Genomic DNA, 14,816 nt, shown 5'->3' with positions numbered 1-14,816 from the left:
ATGTTCCTCGTCCTCGCCGCGCAGGCCGTGATCGGCTACACGCAGTACTTCACCGGCCTGCCGGCCTGGCTGGTCCTGCTGCACATGGCCGGGGCGTGCCTCACCTGGATTGCCGCCTGGCGCATCCTGACCTCGATGCGGTTCCGGCCGGAACTGCCGACCGCCTGACACGCGCGCTCCGCTGCCTCGCTTCGCTCGGCGACTCTGCGCGCTGAACCACACCCATCCGCCCACCCTGCTCCGCACCCTCGCTGGCGCTCGGCCGCTACGCGAACCAGGTGAGCGAACGGTACTGCCGCCGGAGCGACCGGAGCGACTGGGGGACGTGCTGGCCGCGCTCAGTGGCCAGTTGCCGGGCCGTGCAGCGCTGGTGGGCCCGGACGGGGCGCGCCTAGAGTTGCCTGCCGAGGTGTTCGAAGTCCTGCGGGATGTGGTCGAGGCGCTGTCGCGGGGGTTGGCGATCACGGTGGCGCCGCACGAGACGGTGCTGTCGACGAGCGAGGCCGCGGGGATTTTGGGGATGTCGAGGTCGACGTTGGTGCGGTTGCTGGAATCGGGGGAGATCCCGTTCGAGCAGCCGGGCAAGCATCGGCGAGTGCGGCTGGCTGACGTGCTGGCGTATCACCAGCGCGCGCAGCGGCGACGGGCCGCAGGCTAGGATCAGATGGTGGCCGATTCCGAGGACACAGGGTTCTATGACCTGCCGGACGATGCCCCGGTGGAGCGCCTTCTTGCCGACGGCCAAGGGCGGTAGGCCGCGCCGTGGAGACGGTGTTCCTCGATACCTGCGTGCTGCTGAAGTCCTATCTGTGTGACACGCTGCTCTCGCTGGCGGAAGATGGCACGTATCGCCCTTTGTGGTCAGCCGATGTTCTAAAGGACCGGCATGTGCTGGCCGCTGCGGTCGTTGGGCGGGCCGATGTTCTTGTTCCCACGGCCTCAGTCCGCTGTCGACCAGCAGGCCACAGCAAGGTGAACGAGCGGAACGGCCCGGAGGGTCAGCACAGCGTTCAGCGCGAAGCGCGTGCGCGGCAGCGCCCCGGTTCGCGTAGCGGCCGAGCGCCAGCGAGGACGCGGAGCAGGGCGGGCGGGTGATCTTCCGCGCGGAGCGCGCCAGCCGCAGGCGTTACCCGGCGGAGCTGGCCCGGCCGCAGGCGTCGAGTCCGCGGAGCGCAGCAGAGCAGCAAGAGCAAGCCGCCGGGGTTAGCCCAGCTCGTAATCCAGCCAGAAGTGGTGCGTGCCGTCCTCGTCGATGGACAGTCCGCCCGTGCCGGAGATGCCCTCCAGCTCCCCGGTGCCGCTTGAGGGCACGATCACGAAGTACTCGGCGTCGCGGCCGCCGCCCTGCGTGGTCGCCGAATGCGCGAAGTTGAACGACCCGGAGCGTCCGGCGACCGAACCCTCGAACGACTCCATCGCGACGTACGTCCCGATGCCCGCGTTCTGGTCGTACGCGGAGACGAAGACGGTGGCGGAGCGGCCCTCGATCTCGCCCTCGTAGTGCTTCAACATGGTCGCGACGCCGACGTCGACCGCGGTCTTGAAGTCCGGGTCGGGCGTCACCGGGGTCGGGACGAAGCTGGCGACGGTGAAGGTTGCGGAAGCTCTCACCGCGCGATCGTAGCGTGGCTGCGGCTCGCTGCGGCGGGGTGTTACTCGCCTGGCGAGGCGAGGAAGAGCGTCGCGTCGCCGGTGAGCGTCACGTGCACGTCTGCTGCGGACAGGTAGCACGACTGACCGCGCCGCAGTTCGAGCGTCTGGTCGCCGCTCGTGGCCATCGCCGCGCCCTCCACGCACAGAAGGATGCGCGGCAGTCCGTCTCCAGGCACGGCGAGGGGCGATGTGGCCGAGTCGACCGTCAGGCGCCGCAGCCGGAACTCGGGCACCGGCGTCTCGAACTCCTCAATACCGGCGCCGACCTGACGCGCGGTCAGGATCGGCACCGCGACCTCCGGGTCGAGCACCCGCACCAACTCCGGAACGTCGATGTGCTTGGGCGTGAGGCCCGCGCGAATCACGTTGTCGGAGTTCGCCATCAGCTCTACGCCGGTGCCGCGGATGTAAGCGTGGATGCCGCCGGCGCCCATGAACAGCGCCTGCCCAGGCTGCACGACGGCGTGGTTCATGAGCAGGGAGCAGACCAGGCCGATGTCACCAGGGTGGTCCTGAGCCATCCGGCCGACCGCTTCGTATGCGGCACGGAATTCGGAGGGCCCGGCAGCAAGGCGTCCGGCCGCGTTGACGACATCGGCCACCAAGGCCGCGCGCTCTGCCTCCTGCCAGGACAGCAACGCAGCGAGGGCACGTGCCACCGTCGCGGGCTTGGGATCGGACCGCAGGTCGTCGGTGACGGCGGCGAGCGCGGCGACGTCGACCAGGTCGAGAATCTCAGCGGCCTGGGCGGCCGGACGCAGGCCAGCCAAGACCTCGAACGGAGTCAACGCGCACAGGACTTCAGGCTTGGGCCAATCGTCCACGTACACCCGCTCACGGGCATTGCGCGGCACGCCCCGGGCCTCCTCGGCGGCGAACCCCGCTTCGGCCTGCGGCCGGTCAGGGTGGAGCTGGATCGAGAGGGCTTTACGCGCGGCAAGGACCTTGAGCAGGAACGGCAGCCGTCCGTTGAAGCGTTCGGCGGTGGCCTCGCCGAGTTCGAGCTCAGGGGCGGCGGCGATGACTTGATCGAGCGGCACTTCGCGACCACTGCGGGTCAGTCGCGAGGGCGCGGTCGGGTGCGCGCCCATCCACAGCTCCGCCTGCGGAGTGCCCTCGGGATTGTCGACGCCGAGCAGCTGCGGAATCGCGGTCGGCGAGCCCCACGCGTACGGCTGGACGGTGTTGCGCAGCAGGTCCATGGCGGTCCCGACTAGTGGTGGATCAGCGGGTCGATCGCGGCGCAGACGAACAACAGCGCGAGGTAGGTGTTCGAGAAGTGGAACAGGCGCATCGGGCGCAGCGCGGTGCCCGTGACTCCCTTGCGGGCCGACCAGTGCAGCCGGTGCGCTTCGGCGATGAACACCGCACCGAGCAGGATCGCACCGATCGCGTAGACCAGTCCGGTGTGCGCGATCGGCCAGAGCGCGAGCGAGCAGCCCACCGTGGCCCACGTGTAGAGCACGATCTGCCAGGCGACGTGCCGCTCGGTGGCGACCACCGGCAGCATCGGCACGTTGGCAGCCGCGTAGTCCTCCCGGTAGCGCATCGCCAGCGCCCAGAAGTGCGGCGGCGTCCACAGGAAGACCACCAGGAACAGCACGACCGGCGGCCAGGCCAGGTGGTTGGTCACCGCGGTCCAGCCGATCAGCGTCGGGAAGCAGCCGGCCGCGCCGCCCCACACGATGTTCTGCGTGGTGCGCCGCTTGAGGATCATCGAGTAGCCGACGACGTAGAAGACGTTCGCGGCGAGGGCGAGGCCGCTGGAGAGCCAGTTGACCAGGAAGCCGAACCAGAGCGTCGAGATCACACCGAGGGCCAGGCCGAACACGACGGTCTGCTGCGCGGTCACCCGGTGGCGCGGCAGCGGACGGCGACGGGTGCGGCGCATCTCGGCGTCGATGTCGCGGTCGACCCAGCAGTTCAGCGCGTTGGCGCTACCCGCCGACAGGTACCCGCCGACGGTCACCGCGAGCACCCGCCACAGCGACGGCACCCCGTGCGCGGCCAGGAACATCACCGGGATCGTGGTGACGATCAGCAGCTCGATGATCCGCGGCTTGGTGAGCGCGACGTAGGCGCTGAGCGTTTCGCGCCAGGCCGCCTTGGCTGACGAGCTGTCAGCGGCGGGCTCAATGACGACGTCGGCGTCCGGAGCGGGCGCGGCGACGGGCACCGCGGTCAACACCGGGTGGGACTCGACGGCTGTCACAGGCGGGCCTCAATTGCTGCTGACTCGTACAACTGGATTCGACGAAACTCTAGACCCCCGGCGTCCGGCGTCCGGCAGCGGGTCGCCGGGATTCGCCGGGATTCGCCGAACCAGGCGACCGGGAGTGTCGTGTTCCATGCGAAGTCGGTAATAAGACGCGCCGCGGACACCACAGAACCGGGCGAGTTGGAAGAGTGTTGCGCCTACCGCCTCCGCGCTGACCCGGTCGGCCTCGCAGAACGGGTCAGTGGTCCGCAGGGGGGTAGGGTGACCCTCGAGATAGAGACAACAGAATCAATGCATCGCCGCGCGGGGCCAGGCTGTATCCGCACTCCACGCACAGCCCTGGTTGGCAGCGTCGCCGTCCGCCCCGACGCGCTGACGCTTTCACCAGGAAAGGACGCGCGCGTTACTGTGAGCACGCCCACCCCCTTCGAGTGGACCGAGCTGGACCGGCGCACCGTGGACACGGTCCGGGTTCTGGCCATGGACGCGGTGCAGAAAGTCGGCAACGGCCACCCCGGCACCGCCATGTCGCTGGCTCCGGCGGCCACCCTGCTCTTCCAGAAGCACCTGCGCCACGACCCGGCCGACGCCCAGTGGATCGGCCGCGACCGGTTCGTCCTCTCCCCCGGCCACTCCAGCCTGACGCTGTACATCCAGCTGTACCTGTCGGGCTACGGGCTCACCCTCGACGACCTGAAGTCTTTCCGCACCTGGGGCTCCCTGACCCCGGGCCACCCGGAGCACGGGCACACCGTCGGCGTCGAGACCACCACCGGTCCGCTCGGCCAGGGCCTGGCCAACGCGGTCGGCATGGCGATGGCCGCGCGTTACGAGCGCGGGCTGTTCGACCCGGATGCCGCTCCGGGGGAGTCGCCGTTTGACCACCGCATTTACGCGTTCGCGTCGGACGGGGACCTCGAAGAGGGCGTGACCGGCGAGGCGTCGTCGATCGCGGGCACGCAGAAGCTCGGCAACCTGGTGGTCATCTACGACGACAACCACATCTCGATCGAGGGCGACACCAAGGTCGCGTTCACCGAGGACGTGCTCAAGCGCTACGAGGCCTACGGCTGGCACACACAATCGGTCGAATTCACCACGCCGGACGGGTACGTCGAGGACGTCGAGGCGCTGCACAAGGCGATCCTGGCGGCGGAGGCGGAGACGGATCGGCCCTCGATCATCCGGCTGCGCACGATCATCGCCTGGCCCGCGCCGAAGCTGCAGAACACCGGCAAGGCGCACGGCTCGGCGCTCGGCGAGCCGGAGGTCGCCGCGACGAAGGAGATCCTGGGCCTCGACCCGCAGCAGCACTTCGAGGTCGCCGACGAGGTCCTGGCGCACGCGCGCAAGGTCGGCGAGCGCGGCAAGGCGGCGCGGGAGAAGTGGAGCGAGGGTTACGAGGCCTGGCGCTCGGCGAACCCGCAGCGCGCGGCCGAGTTCGACCGTATCGCCCGGCGGGAACTGCCCTCGGGCTGGGACGCCAAGCTGCCGGAGTTCCCGGCCGGCAAGGACATCGCGACCCGCAAGGCCTCCGAGGCGGCCATCCAGGCGATCGCGGAGCAGCTGCCCGAGTTCTGGGGCGGTTCGGCGGACCTGGCCGAGTCGAACAACACCACCATCAAGGGCGGCCTGTCCTTCCTCCCCTACTACGAGGAGGACAACGAGTTCGGCGGCTCCTCGCCGTACGGGCGGATCCTGCACTTCGGCATCCGCGAGCACGCGATGGGCTCGATCCTCAACGGCATCGCCCTGCACGGCAACACCCGCGTGTTCGGCGGCACCTTCCTGGTGTTCTCCGACTACATGCGCCCGGCCGTGCGCCTCGCCTCGCTCATCCACCTGCCGGTGACCTACGTGTGGACGCACGACTCAGTCGGCCTCGGCGAGGACGGCCCGACGCACCAGCCGGTCGAGCACTACGCGGCGCTGCGGGCGATCCCCGGCTTCAACTTCGTGCGCCCCGCGGACGCGAACGAGACGGTCGCGGCCTGGAAGGCGACCCTGGAGCAGGACGGGCCGGTCGGCCTGGCGCTGAGCCGGCAGAACCTGCCGGTGTTCGACCGCGAGGCCCTCGGCGCGTCGCTCTCCGTTCACGAGGGCGTCAAGCGCGGCGGGTACGTGTTGGCGGAGGCAAGTGGCGGCGCGCCGCAGCTCATCCTGATCGCCACCGGCTCCGAGGTGCAGCTGGCGGTGGCGGCGCGGGAGAAGCTGGAGCAGTCCGGCGTGCCGACCCGCGTGGTCTCGATGCCGTGCGTGGAATGGTTCGACGCGCAGGATGCGGGTTACCAGGAGTCGGTACTGCCGAAGTCGGTCAAGGCACGCGTCGCCGTGGAAGTCGGCGTCGCGCAGCCCTGGTACCGGTTCGTCGGGGACGCCGGCCGGATCGTCTCGCTGGAGCACTACGGCGCCTCGGCCGACTTCGCGACGCTGATGCGCGAGTTCGGCTTCACCGCCGAGGCCGTCGAGGCGGCCGCCAGGGAATCGCTCGCCGCGGTTGGTGCTTGAGTCCTAGGGGAGATGAGAATTCATGAGTGAGCGTCTTGAGAAACTGTCCGGCGCCGGAGTCGCGATCTGGCTCGACGACCTGAGCCGGGAACGCATCGAGTCCGGCAACCTGGCGTCCCTGATCACCGAGAAGAACGTGGTGGGCGTCACCACGAACCCCACGATCTTCCAGAAGGCCATCAGCGGTTCGGCGGTGTACAACCCGCAGATCCGCGAGCTGGCGGTGCGCGAGGTGACCGTCGAGGAAGCGATCCGGATGATCACCACCCGGGACGTGCGCAACGCCGCCGACATCCTGCGGCCGGCCTACGACGCCTCCGAGGGCCAGGACGGCCGGGTCTCGATCGAGGTGGACCCGCGGCTGGCGCACAAGACCGCGCCGACCGTCGCCGAGGCCAAGCAGCTGTGGTGGCTGGTGGACCGGGACAACGTGTTCATCAAGATCCCGGCGACGAAGGCGGGCCTGCCCGCGATCACGGCGACCCTCGCGGAGGGCATCAGCGTCAACGTGACGCTGATCTTCTCGCTGCAGCGGTACAAGGCCGTCATGGAGGCCTACCTCGACGGCATGGAGCAGGCCTACGCCAACGGCCACGACCTGTCCAAGATCGCCTCGGTCGCCTCGTTCTTCGTGTCCCGGGTGGACACCGAGGTGGACAAGCGGCTGAAGAAGATCGGCTCGCCGGAGGCCACCGCGCTGCTGGGCAAGGCGGCCGTCGCGAACGCACGCCTGGCCTACGAGGCGTACGAGGAGGTCTTCTCCTCCGACCGCTGGAAGGCGCTGGCCGCTAAGGGTGCCAAGCCGCAGCGGCCGCTGTGGGCCTCCACCGGCGTGAAGGACCCGGCCTACAAGGACACGATGTACGTCGACGACCTGATCGTCTCCGGCGTCGTGAACACCATGCCGGAAGCCACCCTCGACGCAGAGGCCGACCACGGCGAGCCGAGCGGCGACGCGGTGCACGGCACCTACGAGGAGGCGCGCAAGGTGATCGCCGACCTCGAAGCCCTGGGCGTCTCGTATGACGACGTGGTTCAGGTGCTCGAGGACGAGGGCGTCGACAAGTTCGAGGTCTCCTGGAAGGAGCTGCTCGACGCCGTGCGCGCCGAGCTCGAGAAGGAGGCGTCCGCAGCGGTGAACCAGGGAGAGAAGGCCGCGTGAGCACGCAGTCTCCCAGCGCGGCCGCCCCCGGGGCGGCCGCCGCCGCCACCTCCCACAAGGGCGGGTTCGGCGAGTCGATCGCGCACCGGCAGATGAATGCGCAGGAGCACGCCGGGACCGACTGGGCCAATCCGCTGCGCGACGCCCAGGACCGGCGGCTGCCGCGCATCGCCGGGCCCTGCGGCCTGGTGATCTTCGGCGTCACCGGCGACCTGTCCCGCAAGAAGCTGATGCCGGCCATCTACGACCTGGCCAACCGCGGCCTGCTGCCCCCGGGCTTCGCCCTGGTCGGCTTCGCCCGCCGGGACTGGGAGAACCAGGACTTCGCGCAGGTGGTCTACGACGCGGTTAAGGAACACGCGCGCACCCCGTTTCGCGACGAGGTGTGGAAGCAGCTGGCCGAGGGCTTCCGCTTCGTGCCCGGCGAGTTCGGCGACCAGGCCGCCTTCGAGAAGCTGAAGGAGACCATCGAGGAGCTCGACCGGCTGCGGGGGACGAACGGCAACCACGCGTTCTACCTCTCGGTCCCGCCGAAGTTCTTCCCCGGCGTGGTGCGCCAGCTCAAGGAGTCCGGCCTGGCCGACGGCGGCGAGAACACCTGGCGCCGGGTCATCATCGAGAAGCCGTTCGGGCATGACCTGGCCAGCGCCAAGGAGCTGAACAAGGTCGTCAACGACGTCTTCCCGCCCAAGTCGGTCTTCCGCATCGACCACTACCTGGGCAAGGAGACGGTGCAGAACATCCTGGCGCTGCGCTTCGCCAACGAGATGTTCGAGCCGATCTGGAACCGCAACTACGTCGACCACGTGCAGATCACCATGGCCGAGGACATCGGCATCGGCGGGCGCGCGGGCTACTACGACGGCATCGGCGCTGCGCGTGACGTGATCCAGAACCACCTGCTGCAGCTGATGGCGCTGACCGCGATGGAGGAGCCCACCTCCTTCGACGCGGACGCGATCTTCGCCGAGAAGGTCAAGGTGCTCTCCGCCGTGCAGCTGCCGGAGGATCTCAGCCTGCACACCGTGCGGGGGCAGTACTCACGCGGCTGGCAGGGCGGCGAGAAGGTGATCGGCTTCCTCGACGAGGACGGCATCGCCAAGGACTCGATCACCGACACCTACGCCGCGATCAAGCTGGAGATCGACACGAGGCGCTGGGCCGGCGTGCCGTTCTACCTGCGCACCGGCAAGCGGCTCGGCCGCCGGGTCACCGAGATCGCGGTGGTCTTCCAGCGGGCGCCGCACCTTCCGTTCACGGCGACGATGACGGAGGAATTGGGGCAGAACGCGCTGGTCATCCGGGTGCAGCCGGACGAGGGCGTGACCGTGCGGTTCGGCTCGAAGGTCCCGGGCACCTCGATGGAGGTGCGCGACGTGTCGATGGACTTCCAATACGGCGAGGCGTTTACCGAGTCCTCCCCCGAGGCCTACGAGCGGCTGATCCTCGACGTGCTGCTCGGCGATCCGCCGCTGTTCCCGCGGCTTGAGGAGGTCGAGCTCGGCTGGGAGATCCTCGACCCGATCGAGGAATTCTGGGCGAAGAACGGCAAGCCGGCCCAGTACGAGGCCGGCACCTGGGGCCCGGCCGAGGCCGACGAGATGCTGGCCCGCGACGGACGCTCCTGGAGAAGGCCATGATTTTCGGTAAGCGCAATATCGACCTGACCGACGTCGGTCCCGTGCCGGGGGCGCAACGATGATCATCGACCTTACGGACACCAGCGCGAGCAAGATCGGCGCGACGCTGGTGCAGGCGCGGCGGCGGGCCGGCTCGCCGACCACCGGCGCGGTGCTGACGCTCATCATCTCCACCGAGGAGCGGCACCACTACGACGCGATGAAGGCGGCCAGCGCCGCCTCGCGCGAGCACCCGGCGCGGATCATCGTCGCCGTGGCCCGTCCCGAGGTGGCCCGCACGCGGCTCGACGCGGAAGTGCGGGTCGGCGACGACACCGGACCCGGCGAAGTCATCGTGCTGCGGCTCTACGGCGAGCTTTCCGCGCACGCGGACGCGGTCGTGATGCCGCTGCTGCTGCCGGACGTGCCGGTGGTGACCTGGTGGCCGGACGAGGGCCCGGACGTGCCCAAGAACGACCCGCTGGGCCGCTTCGCGCAGCGCCGCATCACCGACGCGGCCGAGTACCACAAGCCGATGGCCAAGCTGCGCGCCCGCGCCGCCGGCTACGCCCCCGGCGACACGGACCTGGCCTGGACCCGGATCACCCCGTGGCGCTCGATGCTCGCGGCCGCGCTCGACCAGTTCCCGCGCAAGATCACCGGGGCGGCGGTCTCCGGCGAGGAGGGCAACCCCTCGGCGCGCGTGCTCGCGGTGTGGCTGCGCCAGCGGCTCGGCGTTCCGGTGAGCCGGACCGCGGACGAGGGCCCCGGCATCACCGGCGTGGAGCTGATGACCCCGGACGGCCCGATCGCGCTGACCCGCCCGGACGGCGAACTGGCCACGCTCTCGGTGCCCGGCCAGCCGGACCGCCCGGTCGCGCTCAAGCGCCGGGAGACCGCCGAGCTGATCGCCGAGGAGCTGCGCCGCCTCGACCCGGACGACGTGTACGCGAAGCTGCTCCAGGACATCGATGTGCCGTTCACCGAGCCGCTGAAGGTCGCCGGGCCGACCGTGGAGAAGGCGGCGAAGGAGGCGGCCAGGCTCGGCGAGCCCAAGCCGGTGCAGGTGGACGCCGTGGAGGAGTCGTCTTGACTGCCGAAGACGGCCGCGCCGGAGCGACGCCCGAGCTCATCGTCCACCGGGACGCGCAGGTTCTGGCGCAGGCCGTGGCGGCGCGGCTGGTGACGAAGCTGGTGGACGTGCTGGCGGCCAGGGACGAGGCGCACCTGGCGCTGACCGGCGGTTCGGTCGGCATCGGCTCGCTGGCCGCGGTCGCCGAGCTGCCCGCGCGCGTCGCGGTGGACTGGAGGCGGGTGCACCTGTGGTGGAGCGACGAGCGTTTCCTGCCGGAGCGCGACCCGGAGCGTAACGTCACGCAGGCGCGCGAGGCCCTGCTGGACAAGCTGGACCTCGACCCGGCGTTCGTGCACGCGATGCCGTCCACGGACGGGCCAGACGGGAACGACGCGAAGGCCGCTGCCGAGCGGTACGCGGCGGAACTGGCCCGGTTCGCCGCCCCGGACAGCGATGTGCCCGAGTTCGATGTCGAGCTGTTCGGCATGGGCCCGGACGGCCACGTCGCCTCGCTGTTCCCGGAGCACCCCGGCGTGTACGAGGAGGAGCCCTCGGTCATCCCGGTGCACAACTCGCCGAAGCCCCCGCCGGACCGGCTCTCGTTCACCTTCCGCACGATCCGCAGCGCCCGCGAGGCGTGGATCGTGGCGGCGGGCAGCGAGAAGGCGGCGGCCGCACACATGGCGCTTTCCGGCGGCGGCCGGGTGCAGGTACCCGCGGCCGGCGCCCGGGGCAATGTCAGGACCCTGTGGTTGATCGACCGGGCCTGCGCGGCCGATCTGCCGCCGGGGCTGAACCGGCTCGCCTCGCCGTAACAACCCGCAGCGCGCGAGCGTTAAGCACGGGGCGCCGCGTACCCGACTCGGTCGGGAGCGGCGCCTCGCTGCGATATCCCGATGCTCACTTTCGGCCTCGTCTGCTTCGATGGGGCCATGGACTTTCCACGGCTGCACGAGTGCCTGCGCGAGGACTTCCGACTGCTGCGCGCGGCGGTCGAACGAAGCGACGCGAAGGCGCGGGTGCCCAGCTGCCCCGACTGGACCGTCGCAGACCTCGCTGAACACGTGGCCAAGGTGTACATGCACAAGGCCGAGTGCATCAGGCTTGGGGCATTCCCGGACGAGTGGCCGCGGGAGATCCCGACGGACCCGGTCGCCGCGCTCGACGAGAACTTCGCCGAACTCGAGAACCAGTTCGCCGCGCACTCCCCCGGGGATCACGCGGCGACCTGGCACGAGCCGGACCAGACCGTCGGATTCTGGATCCGGCGCATGGCGCAGGAGACTGTCATCCACCGGATCGACGCCGAACTCGGCGCCGGAACCGCGGTCACGCCGGTGCCCGACGACCTGGCGCTCGACGGGATCGACGAACATCTGAAGCTGTTCCTCGGCTACGGCAGCATCGCCTGGGCCGACGAGATCGGCGAGCTGCTCAGCGCCCCGGACGAGCGGCCGATCCTCGTGCACACGGACAACGGAGCCTCCTGGACCGTCTCCGCGCACCCGACTGGGATCACGGCCGCCGACTTCGAGGACGGCGAAGCCGCCGGTCCTGCCGACTTCGCGCTGACCGTCTCCGGCTCGCCCGAGGCGGTACTGCGCTGGCTGTGGAACCGCTCGCAGGACGGCCCGCAGGCCTCGGTCTGCGGCGATCCCCTGCTGCTCGCGCAGTTCCAGGGGATCACGGTTGCGCTGACCCAGTAATCCCGGCGGTCAGCCGACCGGCTTCGGCGACCAGGTCAGGCCGACGCCGTGCAGTTCGCAGGAGCCGAGCCGGAAGAGCTGTTCCCTGCCGCCGAGGAAGACGGCCGCGCCGAGCACCTCGTAGTGGGAGCCGGGTGCGCCGTCGGTGGGCTCGTCGGGCTTGCCTGTGAACAGGCCGAGTCCCACGTGGTACTGGTCCTTCACGATGCAGACCAGATCGCGCTGCGCGCCGAGCCGGCGGATCAGCTCGACGAAACCGGCGCGGCCCTCGCGGGTCCAGTGGCCCAGCGAGTTCGACGTGAAGACGCATGGGATCGCGTTGTCCGCGACGCCGTCCACCGCGTCGGGCAGCGTGCGCAGTGCGTCGCCTTTGCGCAGCCGGACCGGTCGGCGGGCGGCGTGGGCGAGCGCCCCGCGCAGGCGTTCGCGGCGTTCGGCGTGTTCCGGCCAGATCAACGCGTCCAGCCAGGCGCGGGCGTCCGGGTCGGCCGGATCCAGCGGGTTGATGTCCAAGCCGACCCGCGAGGCGACGCGCAGATTCTTGGTGACGAACGGAGCCAGCGCCTTGGCCGCCACGTCCGCGGGGCCGCGTACTGCGGTGCGCAGGGCCGGAACGCCGTCCGCGCTCCCCTCCCCCGCCGTCAGCTCACTGCCGTCTTCGAACTCGTATACGTATGCGTATCGGTCGGCGTGGAGCAGCAATCCGGCGCTGGCGCCGACCTCGATCAGGCTGAGCGCCCGCCGGGTGCACGCCTGCGCCCAGCCGAAGGCCGGAAAGAGCTGCGCCGCCCGCAGTGCCTCGTTGGTTTGGGTCTCGCCGGTCGCCAGCACCTGCTCGATCCGCTCCCGGTGCTCCAGCACGAAGCGGGTGAAGGTCTCTGCCAGCGCGCCGTCCGGCGGCCGGGTGCCGCCCAGCGACGGGTAGTACGCGGCCAGTTCGCTGTCGGGTTCGTCGAACAGCGTGCGGTGTACGGCCGCGAAGAGCAGGTTGGGGATCCGCTGCCGCTCCGGCGCCGCGGTCAGCACGTCGCCGATCGGGCCGCCGTCCTCAAGGTCCCGCGAGACGAGCATGGTCAGCGCGGTGTACAGCGGCGAGGATTTGGCCGCCTCTTCGACCAGGAACAGCTGGAAGTTGCGCAGGGCCTCAGACACAGGCCGATCTTAACCAACGCGCCGCGCGGGCCCGGCGGTGCTGCTCAGGCTCAGGCCTCGCCGCGTAGCTTGGCCAGCGCCTCGGCCAGGATCGCCTCGCCGTCTTCGTCCGAGCGCCGCTCGCGCACGTACGCGAGGTGCGTCTTGTACGGCTCGGTGCGCGGCGGGGCCGGCGGGTTGTCCTGGTCCGGACCGGCCGGGAAGCCGCAGCGCGGGCAGTCCCAGGTGTCCGGGATCTGTGCCTCGGACGCGAAGCTCGGCTTGGTCTCGTGACCGTTGCAGCAGTAGAAGCTTATCCAGATCCGGGGGGCCGTCTCGCCGCGCTCGGCTTCCCCCATGGGTCCGGCGCCGACCCGACTGCCGCGAATCGCGTTGCCACTAGCCACTGTTGCTCTCCCTGACAGGATCGATCCTCGCCCCCGTACGGTGCGCGATGCACCAGTGTACGAGCGAAAACGGAGACGTGTACGGCGGTCGTCTCGGTTCCAGCCGGAGGGGATCTGGATATGTCAGACAATATAACGCGCCGTCATCCCTTTCGAGGAGGATGACGGCGCGTCAACGTGCTGCGTTCCGGCCGGTCCCGGGGCTACGGCTTGTAGTTGATGCCGAGCGCGATGATCGCGGCGATCCAGATCACCGCGAGCACGATGGTGATCCGGTCCAGGTTCTTCTCCACCACCGAGGAACCGCCGTGCTGCGAGGTGAAGCCGCCGCCGAACATGTCGGAGAGGCCGCCGCCCTTGCCCTTGTGCAGTAGCACGAAGACGATCAGCAGCAGGCTGGTGACTGCGAGGATGACCTCAAGCGCGATGACCACGTGCGGTTCTTCTCTCTACTACCGGCGACTCGGGGACGGGGGCCGGGGTCGAGCTTACCTGTCCTGCGTCCTCGCAGACCAGTCGCTTCGCCCTGGCAGTACTCGTCGGTCAGGAGTTGACGGCCTGATCCCGGTAACGCACGATCCGCACGAAGTCCTCCGCGTCCAGGGAGGCGCCGCCGATCAGCGCGCCGTCGATGTCCGCCTCGGCCATGATCCCCGCGGCGTTCGAGCCCTTGACCGAGCCGCCGTACAGGATGCGCACCTTCTGCGCGGTCTCCGCGGAGAAACTTTCCGCGAGCCGGCCGCGGATCGCGCCGATGACCTCCTGCGCGTCGGCCGGGGTGGCCACCTCGCCGGTGCCGATCGCCCAGACCGGCTCGTACGCGATCACGGACTGCTCGACCTGCTTCGCGGAAAGGCCCGCGAGCGAGCCGTCGAGCTGGGTCAGCGTGTACGCGACGTGTTCGCCCGCCTTGCGGATCTCCAGCCCCTCGCCGACGCACACGATCGGGCTCACGCCGCTGCCGAGCGCCGCCTTGGCCTTGGCCGCGACCAGTTCGTCGGTCTCGCCGTGGTACTGGCGCCGCTCCGAGTGCCCGACCACGACGTACGCGCAGCCGAGCTTGGCCAGCATGGCCGCGGAGACCTCTCCGGTGTACGCGCCCGAGGCGTGCTGCGAGACGTCCTGCGCGCCGTACTTGATCTTCAGCTTGTCGCCGTCGACCAGGGTCTGCACCGAGCGCAGGTCGGTGAACGGGGTGAGCACCGCGACCTCGACCGCGGCGTAGTCCTTGTCGGTCAAGGAGAAGGCGAGCTTCTGGACGTGCGCGATGGCCTCGAAGTGGTTGAGGTTCATCTTCCAGTTGCCCGCCATCAGCGGGGTGCGCGAGTCGGCCATGC

The 14,816-nt window shown here is 70.0% G+C and carries 14 protein-coding genes; 7 read left to right on the top strand and 7 right to left on the bottom strand.

Translation table 11 applies throughout. From position 1 onward, the window contains the following. Positions 1-325 precede the first annotated feature (325 nt). The gene (locus VFA06_RS06930; RefSeq protein WP_324839595.1) at positions 326-658 is read left to right on the top strand and encodes an excisionase family DNA-binding protein; all 333 of its coding nucleotides are present in this window, start codon (positions 326-328) and stop codon (positions 656-658) included. Between the two features lie 545 nt (positions 659-1,203). Here VFA06_RS06930 and VFA06_RS06925 read toward each other — a convergent pair. Genes VFA06_RS06925 through VFA06_RS06915 form a run of 3 tightly spaced genes read right to left on the bottom strand, consistent with a single transcriptional unit; the run spans position 1,204 to position 3,865 of the window. After that, a complete protein-coding gene (locus VFA06_RS06925) occupies positions 1,204-1,611 on the bottom strand; it encodes a DUF3224 domain-containing protein (RefSeq protein WP_324839594.1) in 408 nt (135 codons plus the stop codon). Positions 1,612-1,652: 41 nt separating this feature from the next. Beyond that, a complete protein-coding gene (gene manA / locus VFA06_RS06920; RefSeq protein ID WP_324839593.1) occupies positions 1,653-2,855 on the bottom strand; it encodes a mannose-6-phosphate isomerase, class I in 1,203 nt (400 codons plus the stop codon). A gap of 11 nt (positions 2,856-2,866) precedes the next feature. Further along, positions 2,867-3,865: a heme o synthase gene (locus tag VFA06_RS06915; RefSeq protein WP_324839592.1), complete on the bottom strand. Its 999-nt coding sequence runs from the start codon at positions 3,863-3,865 to the stop codon at positions 2,867-2,869. A 414-nt stretch (positions 3,866-4,279) separates the two neighbouring features. On the opposite strand from VFA06_RS06915, the gene tkt reads away from it, so the two are divergent. From tkt to VFA06_RS06885, 6 genes are all read left to right on the top strand, one after another. Then, the gene (gene tkt, locus VFA06_RS06910) at positions 4,280-6,379 is read left to right on the top strand and encodes a transketolase (protein WP_324839591.1); all 2,100 of its coding nucleotides are present in this window, start codon (positions 4,280-4,282) and stop codon (positions 6,377-6,379) included. Between the two features lie 22 nt (positions 6,380-6,401). Further along, positions 6,402-7,541, top strand: a complete 1,140-nt coding sequence (gene tal / locus VFA06_RS06905) for a transaldolase (protein ID WP_324839590.1) — start codon at positions 6,402-6,404, stop codon at positions 7,539-7,541. 92 nt (positions 7,542-7,633) lie between these two features. After that, a complete protein-coding gene (gene zwf, locus VFA06_RS06900; protein ID WP_349260083.1) occupies positions 7,634-9,181 on the top strand; it encodes a glucose-6-phosphate dehydrogenase in 1,548 nt (515 codons plus the stop codon). A 58-nt stretch (positions 9,182-9,239) separates the two neighbouring features. Then, the gene (gene opcA, locus VFA06_RS06895; protein ID WP_324839588.1) at positions 9,240-10,253 is read left to right on the top strand and encodes a glucose-6-phosphate dehydrogenase assembly protein OpcA; all 1,014 of its coding nucleotides are present in this window, start codon (positions 9,240-9,242) and stop codon (positions 10,251-10,253) included. Then, the gene (gene pgl, locus VFA06_RS06890; RefSeq protein ID WP_324839587.1) at positions 10,250-11,050 is read left to right on the top strand and encodes a 6-phosphogluconolactonase; all 801 of its coding nucleotides are present in this window, start codon (positions 10,250-10,252) and stop codon (positions 11,048-11,050) included. Before opcA ends, pgl begins: the two co-directional genes overlap by 4 nt. Positions 11,051-11,131: 81 nt before the next feature. Next, positions 11,132-11,941 carry a maleylpyruvate isomerase family mycothiol-dependent enzyme gene (locus tag VFA06_RS06885; RefSeq protein WP_324839586.1) on the top strand — a complete coding sequence of 270 codons (810 nt, stop codon included), beginning with the start codon at positions 11,132-11,134 and terminating at the stop codon, positions 11,939-11,941. 9 nt (positions 11,942-11,950) lie between these two features. Here the strand turns inward: VFA06_RS06885 and VFA06_RS06880 are convergent, their stop codons facing one another. The 4 genes from VFA06_RS06880 to tpiA form a co-directional block, all read right to left on the bottom strand. After that, the gene (locus VFA06_RS06880) at positions 11,951-13,093 is read right to left on the bottom strand and encodes a DUF2332 domain-containing protein (RefSeq protein WP_324839585.1); all 1,143 of its coding nucleotides are present in this window, start codon (positions 13,091-13,093) and stop codon (positions 11,951-11,953) included. Between the two features lie 50 nt (positions 13,094-13,143). Further along, positions 13,144-13,479 carry an RNA polymerase-binding protein RbpA gene (locus VFA06_RS06875; RefSeq protein WP_324839584.1) on the bottom strand — a complete coding sequence of 112 codons (336 nt, stop codon included), beginning with the start codon at positions 13,477-13,479 and terminating at the stop codon, positions 13,144-13,146. Between the two features lie 203 nt (positions 13,480-13,682). Then, positions 13,683-13,913, bottom strand: a complete 231-nt coding sequence (secG, locus tag VFA06_RS06870) for a preprotein translocase subunit SecG (protein WP_324839583.1) — start codon at positions 13,911-13,913, stop codon at positions 13,683-13,685. Positions 13,914-14,022: 109 nt separating this feature from the next. Then, positions 14,023-14,814, bottom strand: a complete 792-nt coding sequence (tpiA, locus tag VFA06_RS06865) for a triose-phosphate isomerase (protein ID WP_324839582.1) — start codon at positions 14,812-14,814, stop codon at positions 14,023-14,025. Positions 14,815-14,816: the final 2 nt, after the last annotated feature.

This window comes from Actinocrinis sp., assembly GCF_035653575.1.
GTDB lineage: Bacteria > Actinomycetota > Actinomycetes > Streptomycetales > Catenulisporaceae > Actinocrinis.
Note: the sequence above shows the minus strand (reverse complement) of the source record. Positions and strands in the feature narration are given on the sequence as shown.

What these genes read in the sequence shown, in the direction of transcription:
- zwf (WP_349260083.1), top strand. Translation starts at nt 7,634, where the DNA reads ATGAATGCGCAGGAGCACGCCGGGACCGACTGGGCCAATCCGCTGCGC.
- VFA06_RS06885 (WP_324839586.1), top strand. Translation starts at nt 11,132, where the DNA reads ATGCTCACTTTCGGCCTCGTCTGCTTCGATGGGGCCATGGACTTTCCA.
- opcA (WP_324839588.1), top strand. Translation starts at nt 9,240, where the DNA reads ATGATCATCGACCTTACGGACACCAGCGCGAGCAAGATCGGCGCGACG.
- manA (WP_324839593.1), bottom strand. Translation starts at nt 2,855, where the DNA reads ATGGACCTGCTGCGCAACACCGTCCAGCCGTACGCGTGGGGCTCGCCG.
- tal (WP_324839590.1), top strand. Translation starts at nt 6,402, where the DNA reads ATGAGTGAGCGTCTTGAGAAACTGTCCGGCGCCGGAGTCGCGATCTGG.
- tpiA (WP_324839582.1), bottom strand. Translation starts at nt 14,814, where the DNA reads ATGGCCGACTCGCGCACCCCGCTGATGGCGGGCAACTGGAAGATGAAC.